Source organism: Streptomyces sp. NRRL B-1140 (assembly GCF_001280065.1).
Lineage (GTDB): Bacteria > Actinomycetota > Actinomycetes > Streptomycetales > Streptomycetaceae > Streptomyces.
Map to the genome: position 1 here is coordinate 1 of NZ_LGEA01000047.1, position 22,234 is coordinate 22,234.

The window sequence follows — 22,234 nt, forward strand, 5'->3', positions numbered from 1 at the left end:
CCCCAGTCCCAGCCCCCGCCCCCGTGTCCGCCGAGCCGGGCCCCTCTCCTCGTCCCGCCGCACCGGACGAGCCCGACACCGCACTGCTGCGACGGCTCCTGCACGCCTTGGAGGCACTGTGATCCGCGCGCGAAGACAGCGTGCCGAAAGGAGACTGCTCATGGCCGTCGAGACCGACGTCCTGGACGAACTGCGTCGGCTCCGCACCCGCGTACCCCGGCTGACGGGCTCCCTCGCGGCCACCGTCGACGGACTCGTCCTCGCCCACGACGTGCCCGACACCGAACCGGAGGGACTCGCGGCGCTCACCGCCGCCGCCCTCGGCGTGGCCTACCGCATGACCGACGCCGCCGCCCGCGGCGAATTCCGCGAACTGCTGGTGCGGGGCTCCAAAGGCTACGTCTCCACCTATGCCGCCGGAACCACCGCCGTACTCACCCTCCTCGCCGAGGACCGCGTCAACGTCGGCCGCCTCCACCTCGAAGGCCGGCGCAGCGGCGCCCGGATCGCCGACCTGCTGGCCACACGCGTCGGTCCCGGCACCGGCCGCCACGCGGACCGCCCGGCGCCCGAAGAGCACCTCGCCACGGTGCCCCCGGCCACGGAACGCGCCATCGGCACCCTCCCGGTCCGCACTCCGCAGCGGCCCACGCACCTGCCACGCCCGCAGACCGGCATCTGAGCCCTCCCGAACTTCCCGACCCACCGAAGCAGAAGACCGAAGGAAAGGAACCGAGCGCATGGCCAACACGGAGACCGCGCTGAAGGAATGCCTGAGCTCCATCGACGGAGCGACGGCCGTCGCCCTCGTCGACTACACCAGCGGCATGGCCCTCGGCACCCTCGGCGGCGGCAAGGACTTCAACCTGGAGGTCGCCGCCGCGGGCAACACCGACGTCGTGCGGTCCAAGCTGCGCACCATGGAGCATCTGGGCCTGAAGGAGGAGATCGAGGACATCCTCATCACCCTGAACACCCAGTACCACCTCATCCGCCTCCTGAAGGGCCGTGGTGGCAGCGGGCTCTTCCTCTACCTCGTGCTCGACGGGAGCAGGGCCAACCTCGCGATGGCCCGCCACCAGCTGCGCCGCATCGAAGCCGACCTGGAGGTCTGAGACCAGCACACCGGACGGGAGCCCTCCGCCACGCATGCGTCGCGGAGGGCCCCGGCATGCCGCAGGGCGGCGGCCCGTGTCCGGTCGGCCGCGTCTACGGTGTGTGTCATGACGGCACCCCTGGACGTGCTCGTGGTGGGCGCGGGCCCCACCGGACTCGCGCTCGCGACCCAACTGCGCTCCTGCGAAACCCCGTTCCGGGTCGTGGACCGCTCACTGGACCGCGCCCGGGAGTCTCGCGCCCCGGCGATCCAGCCCCGGACCCTGGAGATGCTGTCCGCCTTCGGTGTGGCGGACGCTCTCGTCGACCGGGGCAACGCGGCGGTGGGGCTGCACCTGCACCTGTCCCGGCGGGTGCTGCGCGTCCCGGTGTTCGACGTGGGCTGCGACGACTCGCCGTACCCGTTCCTGCTCTTCCTCCCGCAGTCGGAGACGGAAGCCACCCTGACGGCTCACCTGGCCGCACGGGACGTGACCATCGAGCGCGGCACGGAGTTGCTCAGCGCCGAACCCGAGGGGGAGTACGTCACCTGCCGCCTGCGGCACCGGGACGGGACCGAGGAGACCGTACGGGCCCGCTACGTGGCCGGCTGCGACGGCGCACACAGCACCGTGCGCTCCGAGGCGGGCATCGGCTTCGAGGGGTACGCCTATCCGCAGACGTTCCTGCTCGCGGATCTGGAGGCCGACGGACTCGAGCCGGGTGCCGCGCACACGTTCATGACCGCGGCCGGACTGCTGTTCTTCTTCCCGCTGGGTACTCCGGCCACGTGGCGGATGATCGCGATGCATCCGTCGGGCGCCCCCGGCGACAAGGTGAGTCTGGACCTCCTCCAGCGGATCGCGGACGACTGGGCGCCCGACAGGCTGTCGTTGCGCGATCCGGTCTGGATGACGAGCTTCCGCATCCACAACCGCGGCGCCACCCACTACCGCAGGGGCCCCTTCTTCCTCGCGGGCGACGCGGCGCACATCCACAGCCCGGCCGGGGGACAGGGCATGAACACCGGCATCCAGGACGCGCTCAACCTGGGCTGGAAGCTCGCCCAGGTCTGCCGCGGCGCGGCGCCCGAGGAACTGCTGGAGACGTACGAGGCGGAGCGAGCCCCGGTCGGCCACGGCGTACGCCGCGTCACCGACCGTGCCTTCACCGTCGGTACGAGCAGCCACCCGGCCCTAAGGCTGGCTCGCAGGCATCTCGCCCCCTACGCGGCGCCGTTGCTCCTGCGTGCGACCGGCGCCCGAGCACGTCTGTTCCGCACGGTGTCCGAACTCGACGTCCACTACCGCCGAGGACCCGCGTCCGTCACCGGGCGGCACCGCCCGCGGCAGGGCCCACGCGCAGGAGACCGCCTGCCCGACGCTCCGGCCGGACTCCAGCGGCGCGTCGCCGGGCCGGGCTACCACCTGCTGCTCTCCAGTCCCGCCCACCTCTGGCCCGAGGGCCTGGCCCCGGCCGACCGGCCCGGCCTGCTGACCGTGCACCACCTTGGCCCGCGAAGCCCGTGGCCGGGCCTCACCCACGCCCTCGTGCGGCCCGACGGATACGTGGCGTACCTGGCCCGGGGCACCGACCTCGCGGGCCTGCGCGCCTACCTGGACCGCTGGCTGCCGGCCCCCTGAGGCCGGCGGGCCGGGCGCCGGCCCGGCGAAGGGGTCAGCCGTGGTACGTGATGTACCCGTTGCGGTCCGGGTCGGAGCCGCTCCTGGTGTACGAGTGCACGTCGGCACGGGCGCCGGACGGCTTGTACACGTAGATGGTGTCCTTGTCGTTGTTCCACATGAAGTTGCAGTTGTCGCGGTAGACGACGTTCCTGGTGTCGGAGTCGGTCCCGTTGCCGCCGCGCAGCTTCACGTAGTCACCCGGCTGAAGGGTGTGGCTCGCGGTGAACGTGAACTTGTTGCCGGCGGCGTCCTTCACGACGTACCCCTTGAGGTTCACCGTCGTGGAGCGCGAGTAGTTCTTGATGGTCAGGTACTCCTCGGCGGTGTTCCCGCCCGAGCACCGGTTCGAGTCGCTGCCGGGAGCGTCGTACTGGATGCCCCGGATCTTCAGCGCGGAGTCGTACTCGGCGGCCTGGGCCGGAACCGCCGAAAGGGCGGTGAGGGCCCCGGCGGCGACGGCCGTGGTGGCGACAAGGCGTATACGCATGGACGTTCGTCCCCCCTGCATGGCCTTCAGGTGAAGGCGATGTGATGGTTCGGTGAAGCATCCGGATCGTACACGCTTCAAGTACACAGAAGGGCGGGTTCGGTGACATGGCCACCGAACCCGCCCCGTGGGGTCGGACGTGTCAGGCGCCGCTCGCCCGCAGCATGTCCTCGCGCTCGACGATCTTCACGCGCTCGCGGCCCTCGGGCTCGCCCAGAGCCTTCTCCGCGGCGTCCAGCTTGTACCAGCCGTCCCAGGTGGTGAAGCGGATGTCGCGCTCGGCGAGGAACGCGTCCACGGTCTCGGGGTCCGGGGCGGCGGGCGTGTGCAGCCTGCCGCCCGCGTAGTCCTCCAGCAGGTTCTTCACCGTCTCGTTCGCGTCGCCCTTGGTGTGCCCGATGAGCCCGATGGGGCCGCGCCGGATCCAGCCGGTGACGTAGGTGGACTGCAGGTGCTCGCCCGTCTCCTGCATGACCCGGCCGCCCTCGTCCGGGACGGTGCCCGAGTCGATGTCCCAGGGCAGCTTGGGGAGTTTGTCGGACAGGTAGCCGACCGCGCGGTAGACCGCGCCGACGTCCCAGGTGTGGAAGGTGCCGGTGCCCTTGACGTTGCCGGTGCCGTCGAGCTCCGTGCGCTCGGTGCGCAGACCCACGACCTTGCCGTCCTCGCCGAGGACCTCGACCGGCGACTCGAAGAAGTGCAGGAAGAGCTTGTGGGGCCGGTCGCCGACGTCGCGGATCGCCCAGTTCTCCAGGGTCTTGGCCACCATGTCGGCCTGCTTGTTGCCGCGCCGCGTGGTGATCGAGCCCTCGTCGTAGTCGATGTCCTCGGGGTCGACGATGACCTCGATGTTGGGGGAGTGGTCCAGCTCCCGCAGCTCCATCGGGCTGAACTTCGCCTGCGCCGGGCCGCGTCGGCCGAACACGTGGATCTCCTTGGCCCGGTTGGCCTTCAGACCCTCGTAGACGTTCGCCGGGATCTCGGTCGGCAGCAGCTCGTCCGCCGTCTTGGCCAGGACGCGCGCGACGTCGAGGGCGACGTTGCCGACGCCGAGCACGGCGACCTTCTCCGCCTCCAGCGGCCAGGTGCGCGGAACGTCCGGGTGGCCGTCGTACCAGGACACGAAGTCGGCGGCGCCGTAGGAGCCGTCGAGGTCGATGCCCGGCAGCGGGAGTGCCCGGTCGGCCGTCGCCCCGGTAGCGAAGATCACGCCGTCGTAGAACGCGCGCAGGTCGTCCAGGCCGATGTCGGTGCCGTAGTCCACGTTGCCGAAGAGCCGGATCTGCGGCTTGTCGAGCACCTGGTGCAGGGCGGTGATGATGCCCTTGATCCGCGGGTGGTCGGGGGCGACGCCGTAACGGATCAGTCCGAACGGTGCCGGCATGCGCTCGAAGATGTCTATGGACACACCGGGTTCGGCGGCCACCTCGGACTTGAGCAGGGCGTCGGCGGCGTAGATCCCGGCGGGGCCGGATCCGACGATGGCGACCCGCAGGGGGCGGGGCATGGTCAGGTTCCCTTCGAGCGGCGACAAGCGATCTCAACGGGAAGCTTAAACTAAGGCATGCCTAACCCGGTATGAGGGTCCGGTCTATGAGCCCATAAGGCTACTTTATGGGTAGCTCTTGGCCGCGCTTATGGCAGGGGCTGCTCCGCCCAGATCACCTTCCCCGCCGGCAGATAGCGCGTCCCCCAGCGCTCCGCGAGCTGCGCCACCAGGAACAGGCCCCGCCCGCCCTCGTCCGTCATGGTCGCGTACCGCAGATGCGGCGAGGTGCTGCTGCTGTCGAACACCTCGCAGATCAGGTTGCGGTCCCGCAGCACCCGCACCCGTATCGGGCCGCCGCCGTACCGCAGCGCGTTGGTGACCAGCTCGCTCAGGATCAGCTCCGTGCTGAACGTCAGCTCCTGAAGGCCCCACTCGGCCAGCTGCCGGCTGACCGCCGCCCGCACCTCGCCCACGGCGGCCGGGTCGGCCGGCACCGGCCACTCCGCGACGTGGTCGGCGGTCAGCGCCCGGGTACGGGCCACGATCAGTGCGACGTCGTCGCCGGAGTGGGCCGTGAGCTGCGAGTCGAGTACGACCCGGCAGGTGTCCTCGGAGGACTGCCCCGCCCGGCCCAGTGCCTGGCGCAGCATCTCCAGCCCGACGTCGATGTCCCGCTCACGGTCCTCCACCAGCCCGTCGGTGTAGAGGACGAGCCGGCTGCCCTCCGCCAGCTCCAGCTCCGCCGTCTCGAACGGCAGGCCACCGAGCCCCAGCGGGGGGCCGGCGGGTACGTCGGGGAACTCCACGCTGCCGTCGGGGTGGATCAGCGCCGGCGGCGGGTGTCCCGCCCGCGCGACGGTGCAGCGCCGCGAGACCGGATCGTAGACGGCGTACAGACAGGTCGCGCCGGTGACCGGGGCGCTGCCGTCCTCCTGCGTCTCGTCCTGGTCGATCCGGCCGACCAACTCGTCCAGCAGGGCGATGAGTTCCTCGGGCGGCAGATCGAGGGCGGAGAAGTTGTGCACCGCGGTGCGCAGCCGCCCCATCGTGGCCGCGGCGTGCAGCCCGTGGCCGACCACGTCGCCGACCACGAGCGCGACCCTGGCCCCCGACAGGGGCAGCACGTCGAACCAGTCGCCGCCCACGCCGGCCTGCGCCGGCAGATAGCGGTACGCGATCTCCAGGGCGTCCTGCTCGGGCAGATTGCGGGGGAGCAGGCTGCGCTGGAGTGTCACCGCCATGCTGTGCTCACGGGTGTAGCGGCGGGCGTTGTCGATGGACACGGCGGCCCGCGCGACCAGCTCCTCCGCCAGGGCCAGCTCGTCCGTGTCGAAAGGCTCCTGCTTCTCGGAGCGCCAGAAGCTCACCACGCCGAGGATCAGGGCGCCGGCCCGCAGCGGCACGGTGATCAGCGAATGGATGCCGTACGCGACGATCTGCGCGGAGCGCTCCAGGTCCTGCGCCCGCCAGCCCGGGGCCTCGCCCAGCCGGGGCTCCAGGAACGCACTGCCCGTGGCGAGGCTGCGGCCCTGTGGAGAGGACTCGACGAACCTGATCCGCTCCCCGGCCGGGTAGAGCGGCGCGTCCTTGCGGATCCCGCTCACCGCCGTCCGGCTGAGTCTCGCCGCCGCGTTCGGCTGCCCGCCGCCCAGTACGGCGTCGAACAGATCCACGGTCGCGAAGTCCGCGAACCGGGGCACGGCCAGCTCGGTCAGCTCTTCGGCGGTGCGGGTCACGTCCAGGCTGGTCCCGATGCCCACTCCGGCGTCATACAGCATGTTGAGCCGCTCGCGCGCGGTCTCGGCCCGCCCGGACAGGGCCCGCAGCTCCGTGGAGTCGCGCAGGGTGGCGACGCTGCCGGGCGGGACACCCGCACGGTCCGTCGTCCGCTGGTTGACGGCGAGGAGCCGGTCGCCGACCAGGTGCACCTCGTCGGTGGCGACCCGGCCCGAGGCCAGCAGATCGGCGATGCCCGGGTCGAGACCCAGACCGAGGACGTGCCGGCCCTCGGCGTCGGCGGGCAGCCCGAGCAGGCGCTGCGCCTCGTCGTTGGCGAGCAGCAGCGTGCCCCCGTCGTCGACGATGAGCACGCCCTCGCGCACCGCGTGCAGCACGGCGTCGTGGTGTTCGTACATCCGGGTCATCTCGTGCGGCCCGAGCCCATGGGTCTGGCGCAGCAGCCGACGGCTCACCAGCGCGGCACCCGCCGTCGCGAGGGCGAGAGCCGCTGCCGCGGCCGCGAGCACGAGCGGCAGCTGGCGGTCGGCGGTACCGCCCACCTTCTTGGTCGTGATACCCGCCGAGACCAGACCCACGACCCGGCCGCTCCGGTCCTTCACCGGCACGACGGCCTGGACGAGCGGGCCGAGGGTGCCGTCGATCTCCTCGGTGAACGACTTCCCGGCCAGCGCCGGCGCGATCGTCCCGACGAACTTCTTCCCGATCCGGTCCGGCTTGGGGTGGGTGTAGCGGATGCCGTCGGTGTTCATGACGACGACGAAGTCGACCTTCGACCGCTCACGGGCGGCTTCGGCACGTGGCTGGAGCACGACGGTGGGATCAGGGCCCTGCAGAGCTTCGACGGTGCCCGGTGCGTTGGCGAAGGTCTCCGCGACGGCGAGCGAACGGTTGCGCGCCTCCCGCGTCGTGTCGTGCCGCACCTGCAGCACCAGCGCCACGACGGCCGCCACGACCAGCAGCAGCACGATCACCACGACGAGCAGGAACACCTGCCCCGCGACGCTGCGTCCGCTCAGCACCGACCGCAGCCCCGCCGCCGGTTGCCACCGAGACGGGCCCGCCTCCCGCCGCTGCCGTGCCGACGGCGCAGCGCCGGGCCGCAGGGGCGATCGGGTCCCGGATCGACCCAAGAGTCGGACCATGTGCCATGTCTACACTGCCGGGCTCCGGGAGGCGAGGGGCATCACCCATGGTGACAGGGGGTTCTCACCGTTTCATCACGTCTGAGGACCTGCACGGGGCTCTCTGCCCACGGCACAACGTACGACGGTTTCAGGCGCCCAGCGAGCGGGCCAGCTCGTTCGTGGCCCGGGCGATCTCACGGTCCTCGTCCGCCAGCAGCCGGCCGAGCTCCCCACGCCGGGCCCGCACGGCCTGCCGGGCCGCACGTTCCCACACCACCGGGTTCTCGCGATGGTTCAGGAGTTTCGGATAGACGGCGGCGGTGCTCTCCCACTGCCGGGCCTCGGCGATGCTCTGCAGCAGCCGGATGATCTGGGCACGGCAGGTCACCTGCGGCAGCTTGGCCAGCTCCCACAGGAACGGAACGGTGGCCGCGGTCGCCTGCTCCACGACGAAACCGAACTGGCAGATCCGTTTCCGCAGGTCGTCGAGGGCGGAGCGGGCCGTGTCGGCGTCACCTCCGGCGATGCCGTTGAGCAGGAGGGGAATGGCGGCCGCCGAGCCGGTGGAGTCCTGGATGTCGCCCCACGGCACGCGGTCCAGTGCCGTGAGCGGTGTGCTGCAGGCCGTCCCGGTGGGGGCGTCGGGGCGCTGGGGGCGCTCGCTGCTCGGGTGTTCCGTCGAAGCGCTGCGCATGGCGAGGGGCCTTTCCGCGGCAGTCGTGTCAGATGGGGGGACAGGGCGTGGCCGGCCGGGTCGACAACCGGGCCCAGACCGTTTTGCCCGCCGGGGCACCGTTGTCCGCCGGGGCACCGGGGGACCAGCCCCACTCCTCGGACAGGGCGTCGACGATGCACAAGCCCCGGCCGTGCTCCTCCAGGGCGGCACCGGTCGGCGCGAACACGGGCGGGTGGTCGTCGAGGTCGGAGACGGTGACCAGCAGGTGGCCGGGATCCAGGACGAATCCGAGCCGGATCTCGGGCACCCCGGGGGCTCTCGGCGCCGCGTGCGTCGCGGCGTTGGCGGCGAGCTCGGTGATGACGAGGGTCGCGTCGTCGCAGCGGTGGTCGAGCGACCAGCCGTGCAGGGTGTCGCGCGTGAAGGAGCGCACCCGAGCGAACCCCTCCCGGCTGCACTCGACCCGCAGGGCGGCCGAGGCGGACAGGTCGCCCGAGAACTGCGGCAGCGTCTTCGGGACCGAGGGCGGAACCCCGCACGGCAGGACCGGGAGCGGGTCGGCCGGCACGGTGTGAGCCGCACCGGGTGCGCCTGCGTGTGCCGCAGCCCCACTCGGCGGCCGGAGCACGTGCTGCGCAGGTGATGACACGGCATCTCCCCGATGCGACGTCAGGACGCGGCGTCAGCCCGGGGGTTGACGCCGCAGCTATTATCCACGCTGAAGGCGCCCGCGTGCAATTGCACGAGAAATTGCGTGACTATCGCGCCGTCGTGGGTACGCAAGCCGGAGCGAGAGCGGCCGAAGGGACGCGGCCGCCCTCGGGTGAACAGCCGGGCACACCGTGCGCGGGCGGGGTACGAGAACAGCAAGGAGACTGCGGTGCCACCAGTGCAGAACGGAGTGCAGGCCAGCTCGTTGGACGCCTGCTGGATCAAGAGCCGGCACAGCAACGCCGAGGGCAACTGCGTCGAGGTCGCCCCCCTCGTGGACGGCGGGATCGCCGTACGCAACTCCCGTGACCCCGACGGCCCCGCCCTGGTCTACACGTCGGCGGAGGTGGCGGCCTTCCTGGCCGGAGCGAAGGACGGCGAGTTCGACCACCTGCTCTGAGGGCGGTCTCGCCTCGCGCGCCGTGTCACGCCTCTGAGGAGGAAGCGGAGCCCAACTCCCTGCTTTTGTCGGGCTGCTTGGGTTGATGCGTGAAGACCTGGTGAAGTGGCATAGTGTAAGTCGCCCTTGTGCCGGTCTGCTGGGAGTCAGGATGTCCGCCGCGTCGCATCGCATCTCCCGTCTGGAACCTTACCTGGACAGGTCCGAGCCGGCGCCGACTCTGCTGAAGATGCTGGTCGGTGTACAGCTCGCCGGCTTCCGGGAGGACGCCGGTCTCGCCCAGGACCAGGCGGCGCGTGCTGCCGGTTTCAGTGCCGCGAAGTTGTCACGCATCGAGTCGGGCAAGGGCCGCCGCCCGCCGACGGAGAGCGATGTCCGCACGCTGCTCGAGCTGTACGGCACCGACGACTACGAGGTCTCGGTGCTGCTCAAGCTGCTGCAGCGAGCCGGTGAGCCGGGCTGGTGGCAGCGGTACGACAAGCGGCTGATGCCCGAGTGGTTCGACCGGCTGGTCGGACTGCAGGAGGCCGCCGCCACCATCCGTACCTTCGAGATCCAGTACGTGCCCGGTCTGTTGCAGACTCCCGCCTACACCAGGGCCGTGGTGGAACGCGGCCTGCCGAACGCGCCTGCCGGTGAAGTGGAGCGACGCGTCGAACTGCGCACGCACCGGGCCCGGTTGGTGTCGCGAGCCGACGCCCCGCAGCTGTGGGCGATCATCGACGAGTCCGTGCTGCTGCGCGTCCTCGGCAGCACCGAGGTGATGCGGGAGCAGCTCGCGCACCTCGTGGACATGGCCGAACGCCCCAACGTGACACTGCAGATCGTGCCGCTCAGCGTCACCAACGCCTCGGCACCGGCCATCCCGATCACGTATCTGCGCTTCGGCGGCCTCGATCTTCCCGACGTGGTGTATCTGGAGCACATCAAGAGCGCGAACTTCCTCGAGGACCGCGACGAGACCGAGGAGTACCGCATCGCGCTGGACCGGCTCGCGGACGAGGCACTCAAGCCCCGTGACTCGCTGGAGCTGCTGCGGCGGACGATGGAGCAGCGCTACCCCTGACGCGAGGATGCCCGACGCGGCACGACGACCGTCCCGCGCCGGGCACCACGGTCAGTTCTTCAGCGGGACCCGCCCGACTCCGCCGAACTCGATCCACTCGTGTGTGAGCTGACGGGGCGCCACTTCGGTGTCCGGACGCCAGGTCGACACTTCCACGAGCCCGGGCCGGAGAATCTCCAGGCCCTCGAAGTACGTCTCCACGTCCTTCGGTTCCCGCACGCGGCCCCAGTGGCCCTGGGTCGCCTGGTCCATGAAGTTCGTGACGAAGGCGCGGACTTCGGGATCCTCGCTGACCAGCTGGCACATCACCATGAAGCTGCCCGGCGCGAGCCGCTCCCGTACGCGACGCGCGACCGCGAGCGGCCCGTCGGTGTCGCTGTCCGGGATGCAGTGGAACACGGAGTTGAAGAGCACGCACACCGGCTCGTCGAAATCGATGAGCCGCTTGGTGTCCGCGTGGCCGAAGATCAGGTCGGTCTCGCGCATGTCGGCGTGGATGACGGTCGTGCGCTCGTCCTGCTCCAGCAGCGCACGGCCGTGGACCAGCACCATCGGGTCGTTGTCGACGTAGACCACATGGGTCGTGGGGTCGATGCGCTGGGCGACCTGGTGCACGTTGTCCTGCGTCGGCAGACCTGACCCGTGGTCCAGGTACTGCCGGATGCCGTACTCCTCGGAGAGGGTCTTCACGACCCGCTGAAGGAAGCGCCGGTTGTTCAGGGCCAGACGGCGCGTGCTGGGGACGACCTTGTCGAGTTCCTCGCACGCCGCGCGGTCGGCCGCGTAGTTGTCCTTGCCGCCCAGGTAGTGGTCGTACATGCGCGCTGCCGTCGGCACGTTCGCGTCGATCTCGGTGGACAGCTGCTTCTCGGAGTGCATCGTTCCCCCTGCAAGGTGCCGCGCCAACGGACTGGCTGGACAGGAAGTACATCCTAGGGAGCGGGAGTTGGGCGGGCCAGCCCACTGGCCGAGGTGCCCACCGATCGAACGACAAGATGATGGACGCCCGCGCTGCCGGCTGTGCGCTGTGTGGTGATCCGTGCGTTTTGTGTCACACGTGCTCGGGCGGGTACTCGCGGGCCACGGTGTCGTCATCCGTGGGAGTCCTCCGTGGGAGGTGGAACCGTGGACAGCTCGGCCGACCGGATCACCGACGTCTGGGGCGAACGCACGCCCTACGCCCCCGGCACCCGCTGGCCGTCCCGGACCGACACGCATCTCGCGGCGGGGCTCGGTGAGCGGGACGTGGAGCGGTGGGTGCAGGCCGCCTCGCTGCTGCACTCCAACGGCGACGCGATGGACGTCGCGGTGCGCGAGGGCCGCATCGTGGGCGTCCGGGGCCGGGCCGCGGACCGGGTGAACCGCGGGCGCCTGGGGCCCAAGGACCTCTACGGCCGGCAGGCCAACGCCTCCCCGGACCGGCTCACCAGGCCCCTCGTCCGCGAGGACGGCCTGCTGGTGGAGAGCGACTGGGACACGGCCATGAACCGGATCACGGCCCACATCCTGCACCTGCTGGACGAGCGGGGCCCGGGCTCGATCGGCTTCTACACGACCGGCCGGCTGTTCCTCGAGGAGTACTACACCCTGGCGGTCCTCGCCCGTGCCGGCATCGGCACCTGGCGCCGCAGCTCCTGACCGGCGTCTGACCGGGCCGGTCACCGCCGCTGTGCGGCGATCATGGACCGGTACCAGTGGTAGCTGTCCTTCGGTGTCCGCCGCTGGGTGGCGTAGTCCACGCGGACGATCCCGAAGCGCTTGTCGTAACCGAAAGCCCATTCGAAGTTGTCCAGGAGTGACCACACGTAGTAGCCGCGCACCTCCACCCCGGCGTCCATCGCGGCCCGCAGCGCGGTCAGGTGGTCACGCAGGTAGGCGACCCGGTCGGAGTCGTGGACGGCCCCGTCCGGGCTCATTTCGTCCTCCTCCGCGGAGCCGTTCTCGGTGATGAGGACGGGTGGCAGGGCCTGGCCGTACCGCTCCCGGAGCCCCACGAGCAGGTCGGTGAACGTGTGGGGCGCGACGGCCCAGCCCATGGCGGTACGGCGCACGCCGGGCATGGGCACCTCCGCGTACCGGTTGTCGGTCGCGACGCGCCGGGCCGGGTCGCTCTCGCGGAAAGGGGCGTCGGTCACGACGATCGGCCGGTAGTAGTTGACGCCGAGGAAGTCCAGGGGCTGGGAGACCAGTTCGAGGTCGCCGTCCCGCCGGAAGTCCTGACCGCTGATCAGCTCACCCCACGTCTGCTCCTCGGCCGCCGGGTAGCGGCCCGCGAGCAGCGGCTCGGTCCACACCAGGTTGTGCAGGGTGTCCGCACGGGTGACGGCGGCACGGTCGGCCGGGGTGCCGGTCGCGGGCAGGTGGTGGTCGAGGTTGAGGGTGATACCCACCTCGCGCACCCCGGCCGCCCGGAGCGCCTGTACCGCCAGGCCGTGCCCGACCAGCAGGTGGTGGGCCGCGGCCAGCGCGCCGCGGCCCTCGCGGGCGCCCGGGGCGTGCCGCCCGACGGAGTACCCGAGGAAGGCACTGCACCACGGCTCGTTGAGGGTGATCCAGCGCGGCACACGGTCGCCCAGGTGCTCCGCGACGACGGCCGCGTACTCACCGAGCCGCTCGGCGGTCTCGCGCACCCGCCAGCCGCCGCGGTCCTCCAGCGCCTGCGGAAGGTCCCAGTGGTAGAGGGTGGCGGCCGGCTCGATCCCCGCGTCGAGGAGCTCGTCGGCCAGCCGTGAGTAGAAGTCCAGCCCCTTGCGGTTCACCGGGCCGGACCCGTCCGGCACGATCCGCGGCCAGGCGATCGAGAACCGGTACGAGCCCACGCCCAGCTCACGCAGCAGCGCCACGTCCTCGGGGTACCGGTGGTAGTGATCACAAGCGACATCACCGGTGTCCCCGTTGGCCACCAGCCCCGGCGTGTGGCTGTAGGTGTCCCAGATGGAAGGCCCGCGTCCGTCCTCCTGCACCGCCCCCTCGATCTGATACGAGGCGGTCGCGGCCCCGAACACGAAGCCGGGCGGAAAACTCGGAAAGTCGGTCATGCCCTCCACCATGCCCGGGGCCGCGGGCCATCGTGCGGGGAACCGCTAATCTGGACATACGAGAATTCATCGAAAGTCTGAGGGCGTGCCCCGCAACCGCTGTTCTCACTGGCCCCGGCCGCTTCACCCAGGAGAAACTCATGGGCGACTATTACGACCTCGGCACGTACCGCCGTCCCGTCACCACGTCCTCTCCCGATGCCCAACTCTGGTTCGACCGGGGCCTGATGTGGACATACGCCTTTCACCACGAGGAAGCCGTCGCCTGTTTCGAAAAGGCGGTCGAGGCCGACCCGGACTGTGCCATGGCCTATTGGGGTATCGCCTACGCGCTCGGCCCGAACTACAACAAGCCCTGGGAATTCTTCGACGGTGAGGAACTGGCGTACACCGTCGACCGCACTCACACCGCCGTGGAAAGGGCCCATGAGAAGGCCGCCCGCGCCACCCCGGTCGAGCGGGCCCTCATCGGCGCACTGCGGGCGCGCTATCCGCAGTCGCAGGCCGTCGAGGACTGCTCGGTGTGGAACGAGCCGTACGCGGACGCCATGCGCGTCGTCTACGAACTGGCCCCCGGCGACCCGGACATCGCCACCTTGCACGCCGACGCCGCGATGAACCTCACCCCGTGGCAGCTGTGGGACCTCAGGACGGGCCGGCCGGCCGAGGGTGCCCGGACCACCGAGGCCAGGGCGGTGCTGGAAGGAGCCCTCGCCACCGAGGCCGGCTTCCGGCATCCCGGCGTCCTGCACCTGTACATCCACCTGATGGAGATGTCCCCGGCACCGGAGCAGGCCCTCACCGTCGCCGACCGCCTGCGCACACTCGTGCCCGACGCCGGGCACCTGCTCCACATGCCCTCACACCTGGACGTCCTGTGCGGCGACTATCGCCAGGTGGTCTCGGCCAACAGCGACGCGATCGCCGCCGACGAGAAGTACCACCGGCAGGCCGGCGCGATGAACTTCTACACCCTCTACCGTGCGCACAACCACCACTTCAAGATCTACGGCGCGATGTTCCTCGGCCAGGCGCGGGTGGCCCTCGACAGCGCCGCACAGCTGGAAGCCGCCATTCCCGAAGAGCTGCTCCGTGTCCCGAGCCCGCCGATGGCCGACTGGCTGGAGGGGTTCCTGGCCATGCGTGTCCACGTCCTGATCCGCTTCGGCCGCTGGACCGAGATCCTGGAGCTGCCCGCCCCCGCCGACCCGGAGCTCTACGCGACGACCGTGGCCATGCGGCACTACGCCCGGGGCGTCGCCCTCTCCGCCACCGGTGAGACCGACCGGGCGGAGAACGAACGCGAACTCTTCCGCGAGGCGGTGAACCGGGTGCCCGAGACCCGGATGCTGTTCAACAACACCTGCCACGACATCCTCGCCATCGCCTCCGCCATGCTGGACGGTGAACTCGCCTACCGCAGGGGCGAGTACGACCTCGCCTTCGCCGCCCTGGAGCGCTCCATCCACCTGGACGACAACCTGCCCTACGACGAGCCCTGGGGCTGGATGCAGCCCACCCGCCACGCCTACGGCGCACTGTTGCTGGAACAGGGCCGCGTGGCGGAGGCGGAGGCGGTCTACCGTGCCGACCTCGGACTCGACGACACCCTGCCCCGCCCCCTGCAGCACCCGGGCAACGTCTGGGCCCTGCACGGTTTCCACGAGTGTCTGCTGCGCCGTGGCAAGACCGGCGAGGCGGCCCTGGTGGCCCACCAGCTCAAGCTCGCGAGCGCGCTGGCGGACGTCCCCATCCAGGCGTCCTGCTTCTGCCGCCTCGACACCGCCCCCGGTCCCCAGGAGGCCGACGGGTGCTGCCACTGATCCGGGGAGCGGCTCTCACGGCCTACGACCCCGTCGCACGTTTGAGCTGCCGCTTCGCGGTCACTCGGTGCGGTGACCCCGTAGTCGGACACGACGTGGAGTGAACGAACGTGGCTGGAGACCAGAAGGGCAAGGCGAAGGCCGAGCAGGCCAAGGGCAAGGCCAAGGAGACGGTCGGCCGTGCGGTGGGCAACGAGCGGCTGACCGCCGAGGGCAAGGCCGAGCAGTCGAAGGGCGACGCCCGGCAGGCCAAGGAGAAGACCAAGGACGTCTTCAAGCACTGAGGTCACACGGCGGTGCCGCGTCCCCGAGGCGGGACGCGGCGCCCGAGCATGCCGGTCCGCCCCGTGGCGGACCGGCTGCGTGGCCGGCCGTCGGCCCCTCCCGCGCGCACACGTCGCGCGGCGGCACACCACGGGTCCCCAACTCGCCCCATCTCTTGACGTGTTGATTGCCGTCCTAAAACATTCGGGAAGCTCGATCGACTCTGCGCGGTTGTGTTCGCTCCCGAAGGGAATCCATGTCCAGCAGACATCGCCTCGCCCGGACGGCACTGGCGATCACCGTCCCCTCAGCCCTCGGCGCGAGCCTCGTCGCCGTGCCTCCCGCCACCGCTGCCGCCGCCGATCCGCCAACGAGCGCGGTCACCGTACGGATCGACCCGTCCTACCGGCAGCAGGAGTTCGAAGGGTGGGGGACGAGCCTCGTCTGGTTCGCCAACATCACCGGCCGCTACCCGGAACCCATCCGGCAGAAGCTCGCCGGCATGCTGTTCGGCGAGGACGGACTCCGCCTCAACATCGCGCGCTACAACATAGGTGGCGGCAACGCCCCCGACGTCCGCAAGGACTACATGAAGACCGGCGCGACGATGGACGGCTTCTGGAAGGCTCCCGAGGGCACCACCAGGGAGGACACCGACTGGTGGAACCCGGACGACCCCGGGCACTGGGACTGGTCCGCCGACGCGGGCCAGCGCTGGTGGGTGGACCGTGTCAAGAGCAAGGTGACCCGCTGGGAGGCGTTCAGCAACTCACCGCCCTGGTTCCAGACCGTGAGCGGCTACGTCTCGGGCGGCTTCGACGCGGGCACCGACCAGATACGGGCGGACCGCGTCGACGACTTCGCCACCTACCTGGTCAAGGTGACCGACCGACTGGAGAAGAAGCACCGCATCTCCTTCGACACCATCGCCCCGCTCAACGAGCCCAACACCACCTACTGGGGCACCCGGATCGGCGCCGACGGACAGCCCACCGGCGGACGTCAGGAAGGCGCGCACGCCGGTCCGGAACTCCAGCAGAAAGTCGTCCTGGCCGTGCAACGCGCCCTGGCCAAGGCGAGAACCCGCGCCACGGTCTCCGCGATGGACGAGACCAACCCCAGCACCTTCGTCCGCAACTGGAACGCCTACGGCAGCTCCGCCCGGGCCGCCGTCGACCAACTCAACGTGCACACCTACGGCACCGGCATGCGCACCAGCGCCCGCGACAGCGCCAAGGCCGCCGGCAAGCCGTTCTGGATGAGCGAGGTCGAGGGCACCTGGGGAACCGGCACCGACTTCACCGGCATGGAACCCGGACTCGGCATCGCCACCCGGGTCGTCGAGGACATCCGTGAACTGGAGCCGTCCGCCTGGGTGTTGTGGCAGCCGGTCGAGGACTCCATCCCGCAGGCGCAGGCCGGCAAGAACTGGGGCAGCATCCACATCCCGTTCAACTGCACCTCCGAGGACACCTTGGAGACCTGCCCGGTCAAGGCCAACACGAAGTTCCACACCCTGCGCAACTTCACCCACCACATCCGCCCCGGCGACCACTTCGTCAAGGTCGACGACCCCTCCAGCGTCGCCGCCGTAGGCAAGTCCGGCCGCTCGGCGACGGTGGTGCACGTCAACAACGGCACGACCCCGCGTGCGGTGACCCTCGATCTGACGAAGTTCCGGCGGGTCGCCCGCGGTGCCACCGTGACGCCCGTGGTGACCAGCGACGACGGCGCCCTCGTGCGGGGAAGACCCGTGCAGGCCGAGGACGCCTCCGCCACCGTGACGGTCCCCGCCAAGTCGGTGACCACCCTCCTCGTCGACGGCGTGTCCGGCACCGCGAAGGACGCCGCGCTCGTCCAGCCCGGTCACGTCTACCGCCTCCAGGGCACCCAGAGCGGCAAGTCCCTGGCCCCGTCCGCCGAGGGCGACGGCGTCGTCGTGCGCACGGCCGACCCGGCCGCCACGTCCCAACTCTGGTCGGTGAAGCGGCTGACGGGAGGCGGCGGCAACCGGGACCGCTACGCCCTCGTCAACGCCGCCGACGGCAGGCACCTCGCCGTGCGCGACGACGAGGCCGTACTCGAAGACGGGGACACACCGGCCGCACACTGGATCATGTCGACCACCGGGGACGGCAGTTGGACCTTCGTCAACGCCGCGACAGGTCGTCTCCTCGATGTCGTCGGCCAGTCGACCGCCGACGGCGCGCGGGTCTCCGCCCACCTCCCGACCTCCAACGCCAACCAGCGCTGGGGCGTGAGGGATGAGACGGTGCTCCGCACCGAGACGGCCAAGGCCTTCACCGTCCCCGGGCGGGCCCCCGAACTGCCCCGGACCGTGACACCCGTGTTCCGTGACGGGGCCCGCGGCGCGCTCCCGGTCGAGTGGACGCAGCCCTCCGAATCACGCTGGCGCGAGCCCGGGACGGTACGTGTGAAGGGCCGGGCGACCGATGCCCTCGGCCGGGCCGTCCGGGCCGAGGCGGTCGTCACCGTGGACACCATCGCCGCCACCCGGCCGGCCCGCGCCAAGACCTACACCGGCGGGCGGCCCGACCTGCCCGCCACGGTCACCGGCGTGGGACGGCACGGCGGAACCGCCGACCTCCCGGTCACCTGGGACCCCGTGCCCGAGGGCGCGTTCGACGACACCGGAGTGGTGAACCTGCGCGGCACCGCCCGGATCCCCGGCGGGGACACGGCGGCGGCGGGCGTACGCGTCCAGGTGACCAGCCCCGAGGAGACCGACGCCGCGCGCGACGAACGCGTGACGGTCGCCGCCACCTACACCGAGAGCGGCTACTCGGCCGAGGGCCTGCGCAACGGCACCACGTCCGAGAAGGCCTGGTCGAACTGGAGGTCCGGCACGAAGAACCCGTCCGACACCATCACCTTCACCCTGCCCGAGGCACGCGACCTGACCAGGGTCGTAACCCACTTCCACCGCGACGGCACCAACGTGAGCTTCGCGGAGTCCCTCAAGGTGCAGGTGCGCGGCGCCGACGGCAGCTGGTCCGACGCCGGCGACCGGGTCGCCGTCGGCACCGAGGGGACGCCCGTGGCCGACGTCCCGGTACGGGCCGCCGGCCCGGTGACGGGCGTGCGCGTGGTGATGACGGCCCGGCCGGGCGGTTACATCACGCTCGGGGAGATCGAGGTATTCGCCAAGGCGCCGGGCGTCTCCGCCGACGCAGCTGCCACGTCGATCGCCGTCGACGGCACGTCCGTGAGCGGCTTCGAGCCGGACCGGACGAGCTACCGGGTGGCGGTCGACCGCCCGGGCCGCGCCGAGATCACCGCAACACCGCGTGACCCGTACGCGAAGGTGACGGTCCGCCGGGACGGGGCCGGAGCCGAGGAGGCCCGGATCGTCTCCGTGACCAGCGAGGACGGTTCACAGGCACGGGTGTACCGGATCGAGCTGACCCGCGGGTGACACACCAGAGCGCGGGGCCCGCACGCCCCGCGCTCTGTCCCCCGGGATCAGACCGCCGGAGCCGGGTACGTCGGGTACTCCACGCCGGACACGTGCTGCACGACACGGATGACCTGGCACGAGTAGCCGAACTCGTTGTCGTACCACAGGTAGAGGATCGCGTTGTCGCCGTCGACCTTGGTGGCGCCGGCGTCGACGATCGAGGCGTGGCGCGAGCCGATGAAGTCGCTGGAGACCGCGTCGGGAGCCGTGGTGAAGTCGATCTGGCGCTTGAGCGGCGAGGTCAGGGAGACGTCGCGGAGGTGGTCGAGGACCTCCTCGCGGGTGGTCTCACGGCCGAGCCGCAGGCTGAGGATCGCGATCGAGACGTCGGGGACCGGGACACGGATCGAGCTGCCGGTGATCGGCGCCTTGAGGTCGGGCAGCGCCTTGGCGACGGCGGAGGCGGCCCCGGTCTCGGTGATGACCATGTTGAGCGGCGCGGACCGGCCGCGGCGGTCGGCCTTGTGGTAATTGTCCAGCAGGTTCTGGTCGTTGGTGAACGAGTGCACGGTCTCGACGTGGCCGCGCAGGACCCCGAACTCGTCGTCCATCGCCTTCAGCGGCGGCACGATCGCGTTCGTGGTGCAGGACGCGCAGGACAGGATCTGCTCGTCCGGCTTGATCGTGTCGTGGTTGACGCCGTGCACGATGTTGGGGACGTCGCCCTTGCCGGGAGCGGTCAGCACGACCTTGTCGATACCGGGGCGCAGGTGCTCGGACAGGCCCTTGCGGTCACGCCACTTGCCGGTGTTGTCGATGAGGATGGCGTCCTTGATGCCGTACGCCGTGTAGTCGACCTCGGACGGGTCGTTCGCGTAGATCACCTTGATCGCGTTGCCGTTGGCGACGATCGTGCTGTTCGCCTCGTCGACGGTGATCGTGCCCTGGAACTGGCCGTGGATCGAGTCGCGGCGCAGCAGCGAGGCGCGCTTGACGATGTCCTGCTCGCCGCCCCCGCGCACGACGATGGCCCGCAGCCGCAGACCGTTGCCCGAGCCGGACTTCTCGATGAGCAGCCGGGCCACGAGCCGGCCGATACGGCCGAAGCCGTAGAGGACGACGTCCCGGCCCTCGCGGCGCTCGATCTTGTCGGCGCCCGTGGCACCGGCGACGGCCTCGGCGGTGAACTCCGCGATCGACAGGCCCCGGTCGTCGGCCTGGTAGGCCTCGGCGAGCAGGCCGATGTCGATCTGGGAGGGGCCGAGGTCGAGCGTGGTGAGGGTCTGCAGGAACGGCAGGGTGTCGGTGACCGACAGCTCCACACCGGCGATCTGCCGGGCGAACCGGTGGGTCTTGAGGATGCTCACCACCGACTTGTTCACCAGGGAGCGGCTGTGCAGCAGGACCGTCACGTCCTGCTCACGGTGCAGCTTCCCGATGATCGGGATCATCGACTCCGCGATCTCCTCGCGGATCTTCCAGTTGGTGAACGAGTCGTCGTTGACAGTCACGAGTCCATCTTTCGAGCTAGGCGGCGCTCATATGTTAAACCGTCGATTTTCCGGGGCGTGAACGGGGTGCCTCCGATGCGTTCAGCCACCCGCTCCGCGCGCCTCGACGGGCAGCGCCTGAGACGATCGAAACAGGATCTTCTGTGCGAAAAGGGGTGCCCATGGACTACGACTCCGTGGCCGACGAGCTGTACGCCCTGCGCCCGGAGGAGTTCACCGCCGCCCGCGCCTCCGCCATGGCCGCGGCCCGCACCGCCGGCGACCGGGAACTCGCCGAGCGGATCCGCGCGTTGCGCAAGCCCAGCCTCGCCGCCTGGGTCAGTAATCTCCTGGTTCGCAGCAGTCCCGACGAGGTCGCGCCCCTGCTGCGCCTGGGGGAGGGGTTGAGGCGGGCCCACCAGGACCTGGACGGCGCGCAACTGCGCGAGCTGAGCCGCCGGCAGCACGCGCTCATCCGGGCCCTGTCCCTGCAGGCGCGGCAGCTCGCGAAGGAGGCCGGGCATCCGATCGGCGAGAGCGTGCAGCGTGAGGTCGAGAACACCCTGCACGCCGTGCTGGCCGACCCCGAGGCCGCCCGGGCCTGGGCCGGAGGCCGCCTGGCCAAGCCGCTGAGCGCGGCCGTCGGCTTCCCCGCCGTCGCCGAGGGTGCCCGGCCGCAGCGCCCCGCAAGGGCGCCCGGGCCCGCGCCCTCCCGCCCGGAGGGAAAGGCGGGCGAGCAGCGTCGGCGCAGGCTGGACCGGGCCCGCGAGGAGGCCGAAGCCGCCGAGCGTGCGCTGCGGGAGCTGCGGGGTGAGGCGGAAGCGGCGGGCCGGGCGGCGGCGGAGGCGAGAGGGCGGGTCGACGGCCTGCAGCAGCGCGTGGAGGAACTCACCGGGGAACTGGAGCGCGCCAGGAAGGAGCACCAGCAGGCCCGCTTCGCCGAACGGGCCGCCCGGGAGGAGGCGCGCGCCGCGGACCGCCGGGCCCGGGAGGCGGGTCGCAAAGCCGCGACGGCGGCCGCCCATCTCGAACGCCTGGCCTCACCGGACGCGTGACGCGCGCGACCGCGACGGCGGTGCGCGGCACCCGATGCCCGCGAGGGCGCGATCATGCACCTGTGGCGGAGCTCACAGGTCTCAAGTGGCCCGTCCCGCAAAGGCTCACACTCCCGACACCAAAATTGAACCGTTCGTTTTCTTGAATCAATCGTGTTTGTGTGGCTAGGTTGATCCCATGACCGCAACCGGGAACCCGACCACCGCCGAGGAGCTGCGAGGTGCCGGCCTGAGGGTGACGGCCGCCCGTGTCGCGCTGCTCGAAGCCGTGCGGGACGGTGACCACCTCGGCGCCGAGGCGATCGCCTCCGAGGTGCGCGGCCGCGTGGGCCACATCTCCGTCCAGGCCGTCTACGAGGGGCTGCACGCCCTCACCGCGGCCGGGCTCATACGCCGTCTCGACCCACCCGGCAGCCCGGCGCTCTACGAGGGGCGGGTCGGCGACAACCACCACCACCTCGTGTGCCGCTCGTGCGGAGCCGTCGCCGACGTCGACTGCGCGGTCGGCCACGCCCCCTGCCTGACCGCGTCCGACGACCGCGGCTTCGCCGTCGACGAGGCCGAGGTCATCTACTGGGGCCTGTGCCCCGCCTGCTCCACCGCCCGCAGTACCTGAGCACCCGATCCACCCGAGCACCGCGATCCACCCGAGCACCGCGATCCACCCGAGCAC

18 protein-coding genes and 1 pseudogene are annotated in these 22,234 nt (G+C 71.0%); 11 read left to right on the forward strand and 8 right to left on the reverse strand.

All coding sequences use genetic code 11. The features are described 5' to 3' along the window. Nucleotides 1–160 precede the first annotated feature (160 nt). From ADK65_RS06835 to ADK65_RS06845, 3 genes are all read left to right on the forward strand, one after another. Nucleotides 161–682 (forward strand): roadblock/LC7 domain-containing protein, encoded by a 522-nt coding sequence (locus ADK65_RS06835; RefSeq protein WP_053668897.1) that lies wholly within the window; start codon nt 161–163, stop codon nt 680–682. Between the two features lie 58 nt (nt 683–740). Continuing rightward, nucleotides 741–1,115: a hypothetical protein gene (locus tag ADK65_RS06840; RefSeq protein WP_031136637.1), complete on the forward strand. Its 375-nt coding sequence runs from the start codon at nt 741–743 to the stop codon at nt 1,113–1,115. Between the two features lie 108 nt (nt 1,116–1,223). Further along, nucleotides 1,224–2,738, forward strand: coding sequence for an FAD-dependent monooxygenase (locus ADK65_RS06845; RefSeq protein ID WP_053668898.1), 1,515 nt, complete (start codon nt 1,224–1,226; stop codon nt 2,736–2,738). A 34-nt stretch (nt 2,739–2,772) separates the two neighbouring features. Here the strand turns inward: ADK65_RS06845 and ADK65_RS06850 are convergent, their stop codons facing one another. The 5 genes from ADK65_RS06850 to ADK65_RS06870 form a co-directional block, all read right to left on the reverse strand. Further along, nucleotides 2,773–3,267 carry a lamin tail domain-containing protein gene (locus ADK65_RS06850; protein WP_053668899.1) on the reverse strand — a complete coding sequence of 165 codons (495 nt, stop codon included), beginning with the start codon at nt 3,265–3,267 and terminating at the stop codon, nt 2,773–2,775. A gap of 142 nt (nt 3,268–3,409) precedes the next feature. Further along, nucleotides 3,410–4,774: an FAD-dependent oxidoreductase gene (locus ADK65_RS06855; RefSeq protein ID WP_053668900.1), complete on the reverse strand. Its 1,365-nt coding sequence runs from the start codon at nt 4,772–4,774 to the stop codon at nt 3,410–3,412. A 128-nt stretch (nt 4,775–4,902) separates the two neighbouring features. After that, on the reverse strand, nt 4,903–7,638 hold the full coding sequence (locus ADK65_RS06860; RefSeq protein WP_199825577.1) for a SpoIIE family protein phosphatase/ATP-binding protein: 2,736 nt from the start codon (nt 7,636–7,638) through the stop codon (nt 4,903–4,905). Nucleotides 7,639–7,768: 130 nt separating this feature from the next. After that, nucleotides 7,769–8,314 carry a hypothetical protein gene (locus ADK65_RS06865; protein ID WP_053668902.1) on the reverse strand — a complete coding sequence of 182 codons (546 nt, stop codon included), beginning with the start codon at nt 8,312–8,314 and terminating at the stop codon, nt 7,769–7,771. Nucleotides 8,315–8,342: 28 nt separating this feature from the next. After that, nucleotides 8,343–8,945 carry an ATP-binding protein gene (locus ADK65_RS06870; RefSeq protein ID WP_107092226.1) on the reverse strand — a complete coding sequence of 201 codons (603 nt, stop codon included), beginning with the start codon at nt 8,943–8,945 and terminating at the stop codon, nt 8,343–8,345. Between the two features lie 231 nt (nt 8,946–9,176). Between ADK65_RS06870 and ADK65_RS06875 the strand changes: the two genes are divergently transcribed. Together ADK65_RS06875 and ADK65_RS06880 are read left to right on the forward strand one after the other, a co-directional pair. Beyond that, nucleotides 9,177–9,407, forward strand: coding sequence for a DUF397 domain-containing protein (locus ADK65_RS06875; protein WP_053668903.1), 231 nt, complete (start codon nt 9,177–9,179; stop codon nt 9,405–9,407). 151 nt (nt 9,408–9,558) lie between these two features. Continuing rightward, nucleotides 9,559–10,473 (forward strand): helix-turn-helix domain-containing protein, encoded by a 915-nt coding sequence (locus ADK65_RS06880; RefSeq protein ID WP_053668904.1) that lies wholly within the window; start codon nt 9,559–9,561, stop codon nt 10,471–10,473. Between the two features lie 51 nt (nt 10,474–10,524). Here ADK65_RS06880 and ADK65_RS06885 read toward each other — a convergent pair whose 3' ends face one another. Then, nucleotides 10,525–11,352 carry an SAM-dependent methyltransferase gene (locus ADK65_RS06885; RefSeq protein ID WP_053668905.1) on the reverse strand — a complete coding sequence of 276 codons (828 nt, stop codon included), beginning with the start codon at nt 11,350–11,352 and terminating at the stop codon, nt 10,525–10,527. A gap of 246 nt (nt 11,353–11,598) precedes the next feature. Here ADK65_RS06885 and ADK65_RS06890 point away from each other — a divergent pair. Further along, nucleotides 11,599–12,093: pseudogene (locus ADK65_RS06890) on the forward strand (molybdopterin-dependent oxidoreductase); the annotation flags it as partial. 38 nt (nt 12,094–12,131) lie between these two features. Here the strand turns inward: ADK65_RS06890 and ADK65_RS06895 are convergent. Further along, on the reverse strand, nt 12,132–13,511 hold the full coding sequence (locus tag ADK65_RS06895) for a GH1 family beta-glucosidase (protein ID WP_053669030.1): 1,380 nt from the start codon (nt 13,509–13,511) through the stop codon (nt 12,132–12,134). A 140-nt stretch (nt 13,512–13,651) separates the two neighbouring features. Here ADK65_RS06895 and ADK65_RS06900 point away from each other — a divergent pair, with 140 nt between their 5' ends. The 3 genes from ADK65_RS06900 to ADK65_RS06905 all read left to right on the forward strand — a co-directional run bounded on the left by ADK65_RS06900 (nt 13,652) and on the right by ADK65_RS06905 (nt 19,034). After that, a complete protein-coding gene (locus ADK65_RS06900) occupies nt 13,652–15,334 on the forward strand; it encodes a hypothetical protein (protein WP_053668907.1) in 1,683 nt (560 codons plus the stop codon). Between the two features lie 110 nt (nt 15,335–15,444). Then, entirely contained in the window at nt 15,445–15,618 is a 174-nt protein-coding gene (locus ADK65_RS36820; protein WP_078955843.1) for a CsbD family protein, read from the forward strand. Between the two features lie 236 nt (nt 15,619–15,854). Beyond that, nucleotides 15,855–19,034, forward strand: coding sequence for an RICIN domain-containing protein (locus ADK65_RS06905; protein ID WP_053668908.1), 3,180 nt, complete (start codon nt 15,855–15,857; stop codon nt 19,032–19,034). A 47-nt stretch (nt 19,035–19,081) separates the two neighbouring features. On the opposite strand, the gene ADK65_RS06910 is transcribed toward ADK65_RS06905, so the two are convergent. After that, nucleotides 19,082–20,527: a glyceraldehyde-3-phosphate dehydrogenase gene (locus tag ADK65_RS06910; protein WP_053668909.1), complete on the reverse strand. Its 1,446-nt coding sequence runs from the start codon at nt 20,525–20,527 to the stop codon at nt 19,082–19,084. A gap of 161 nt (nt 20,528–20,688) precedes the next feature. On the opposite strand from ADK65_RS06910, the gene ADK65_RS06915 reads away from it, so the two are divergent. Together ADK65_RS06915 and ADK65_RS06920 are read left to right on the forward strand one after the other, a co-directional pair. Next, entirely contained in the window at nt 20,689–21,561 is an 873-nt protein-coding gene (locus tag ADK65_RS06915; RefSeq protein WP_053668910.1) for a hypothetical protein, read from the forward strand. A 178-nt stretch (nt 21,562–21,739) separates the two neighbouring features. Beyond that, complete coding sequence (locus ADK65_RS06920) at nt 21,740–22,177, forward strand: Fur family transcriptional regulator (protein ID WP_053668911.1); 438 nt, start codon at nt 21,740–21,742, stop codon at nt 22,175–22,177. The last annotated feature ends 57 nt before the right edge of the window (nt 22,178–22,234 follow it).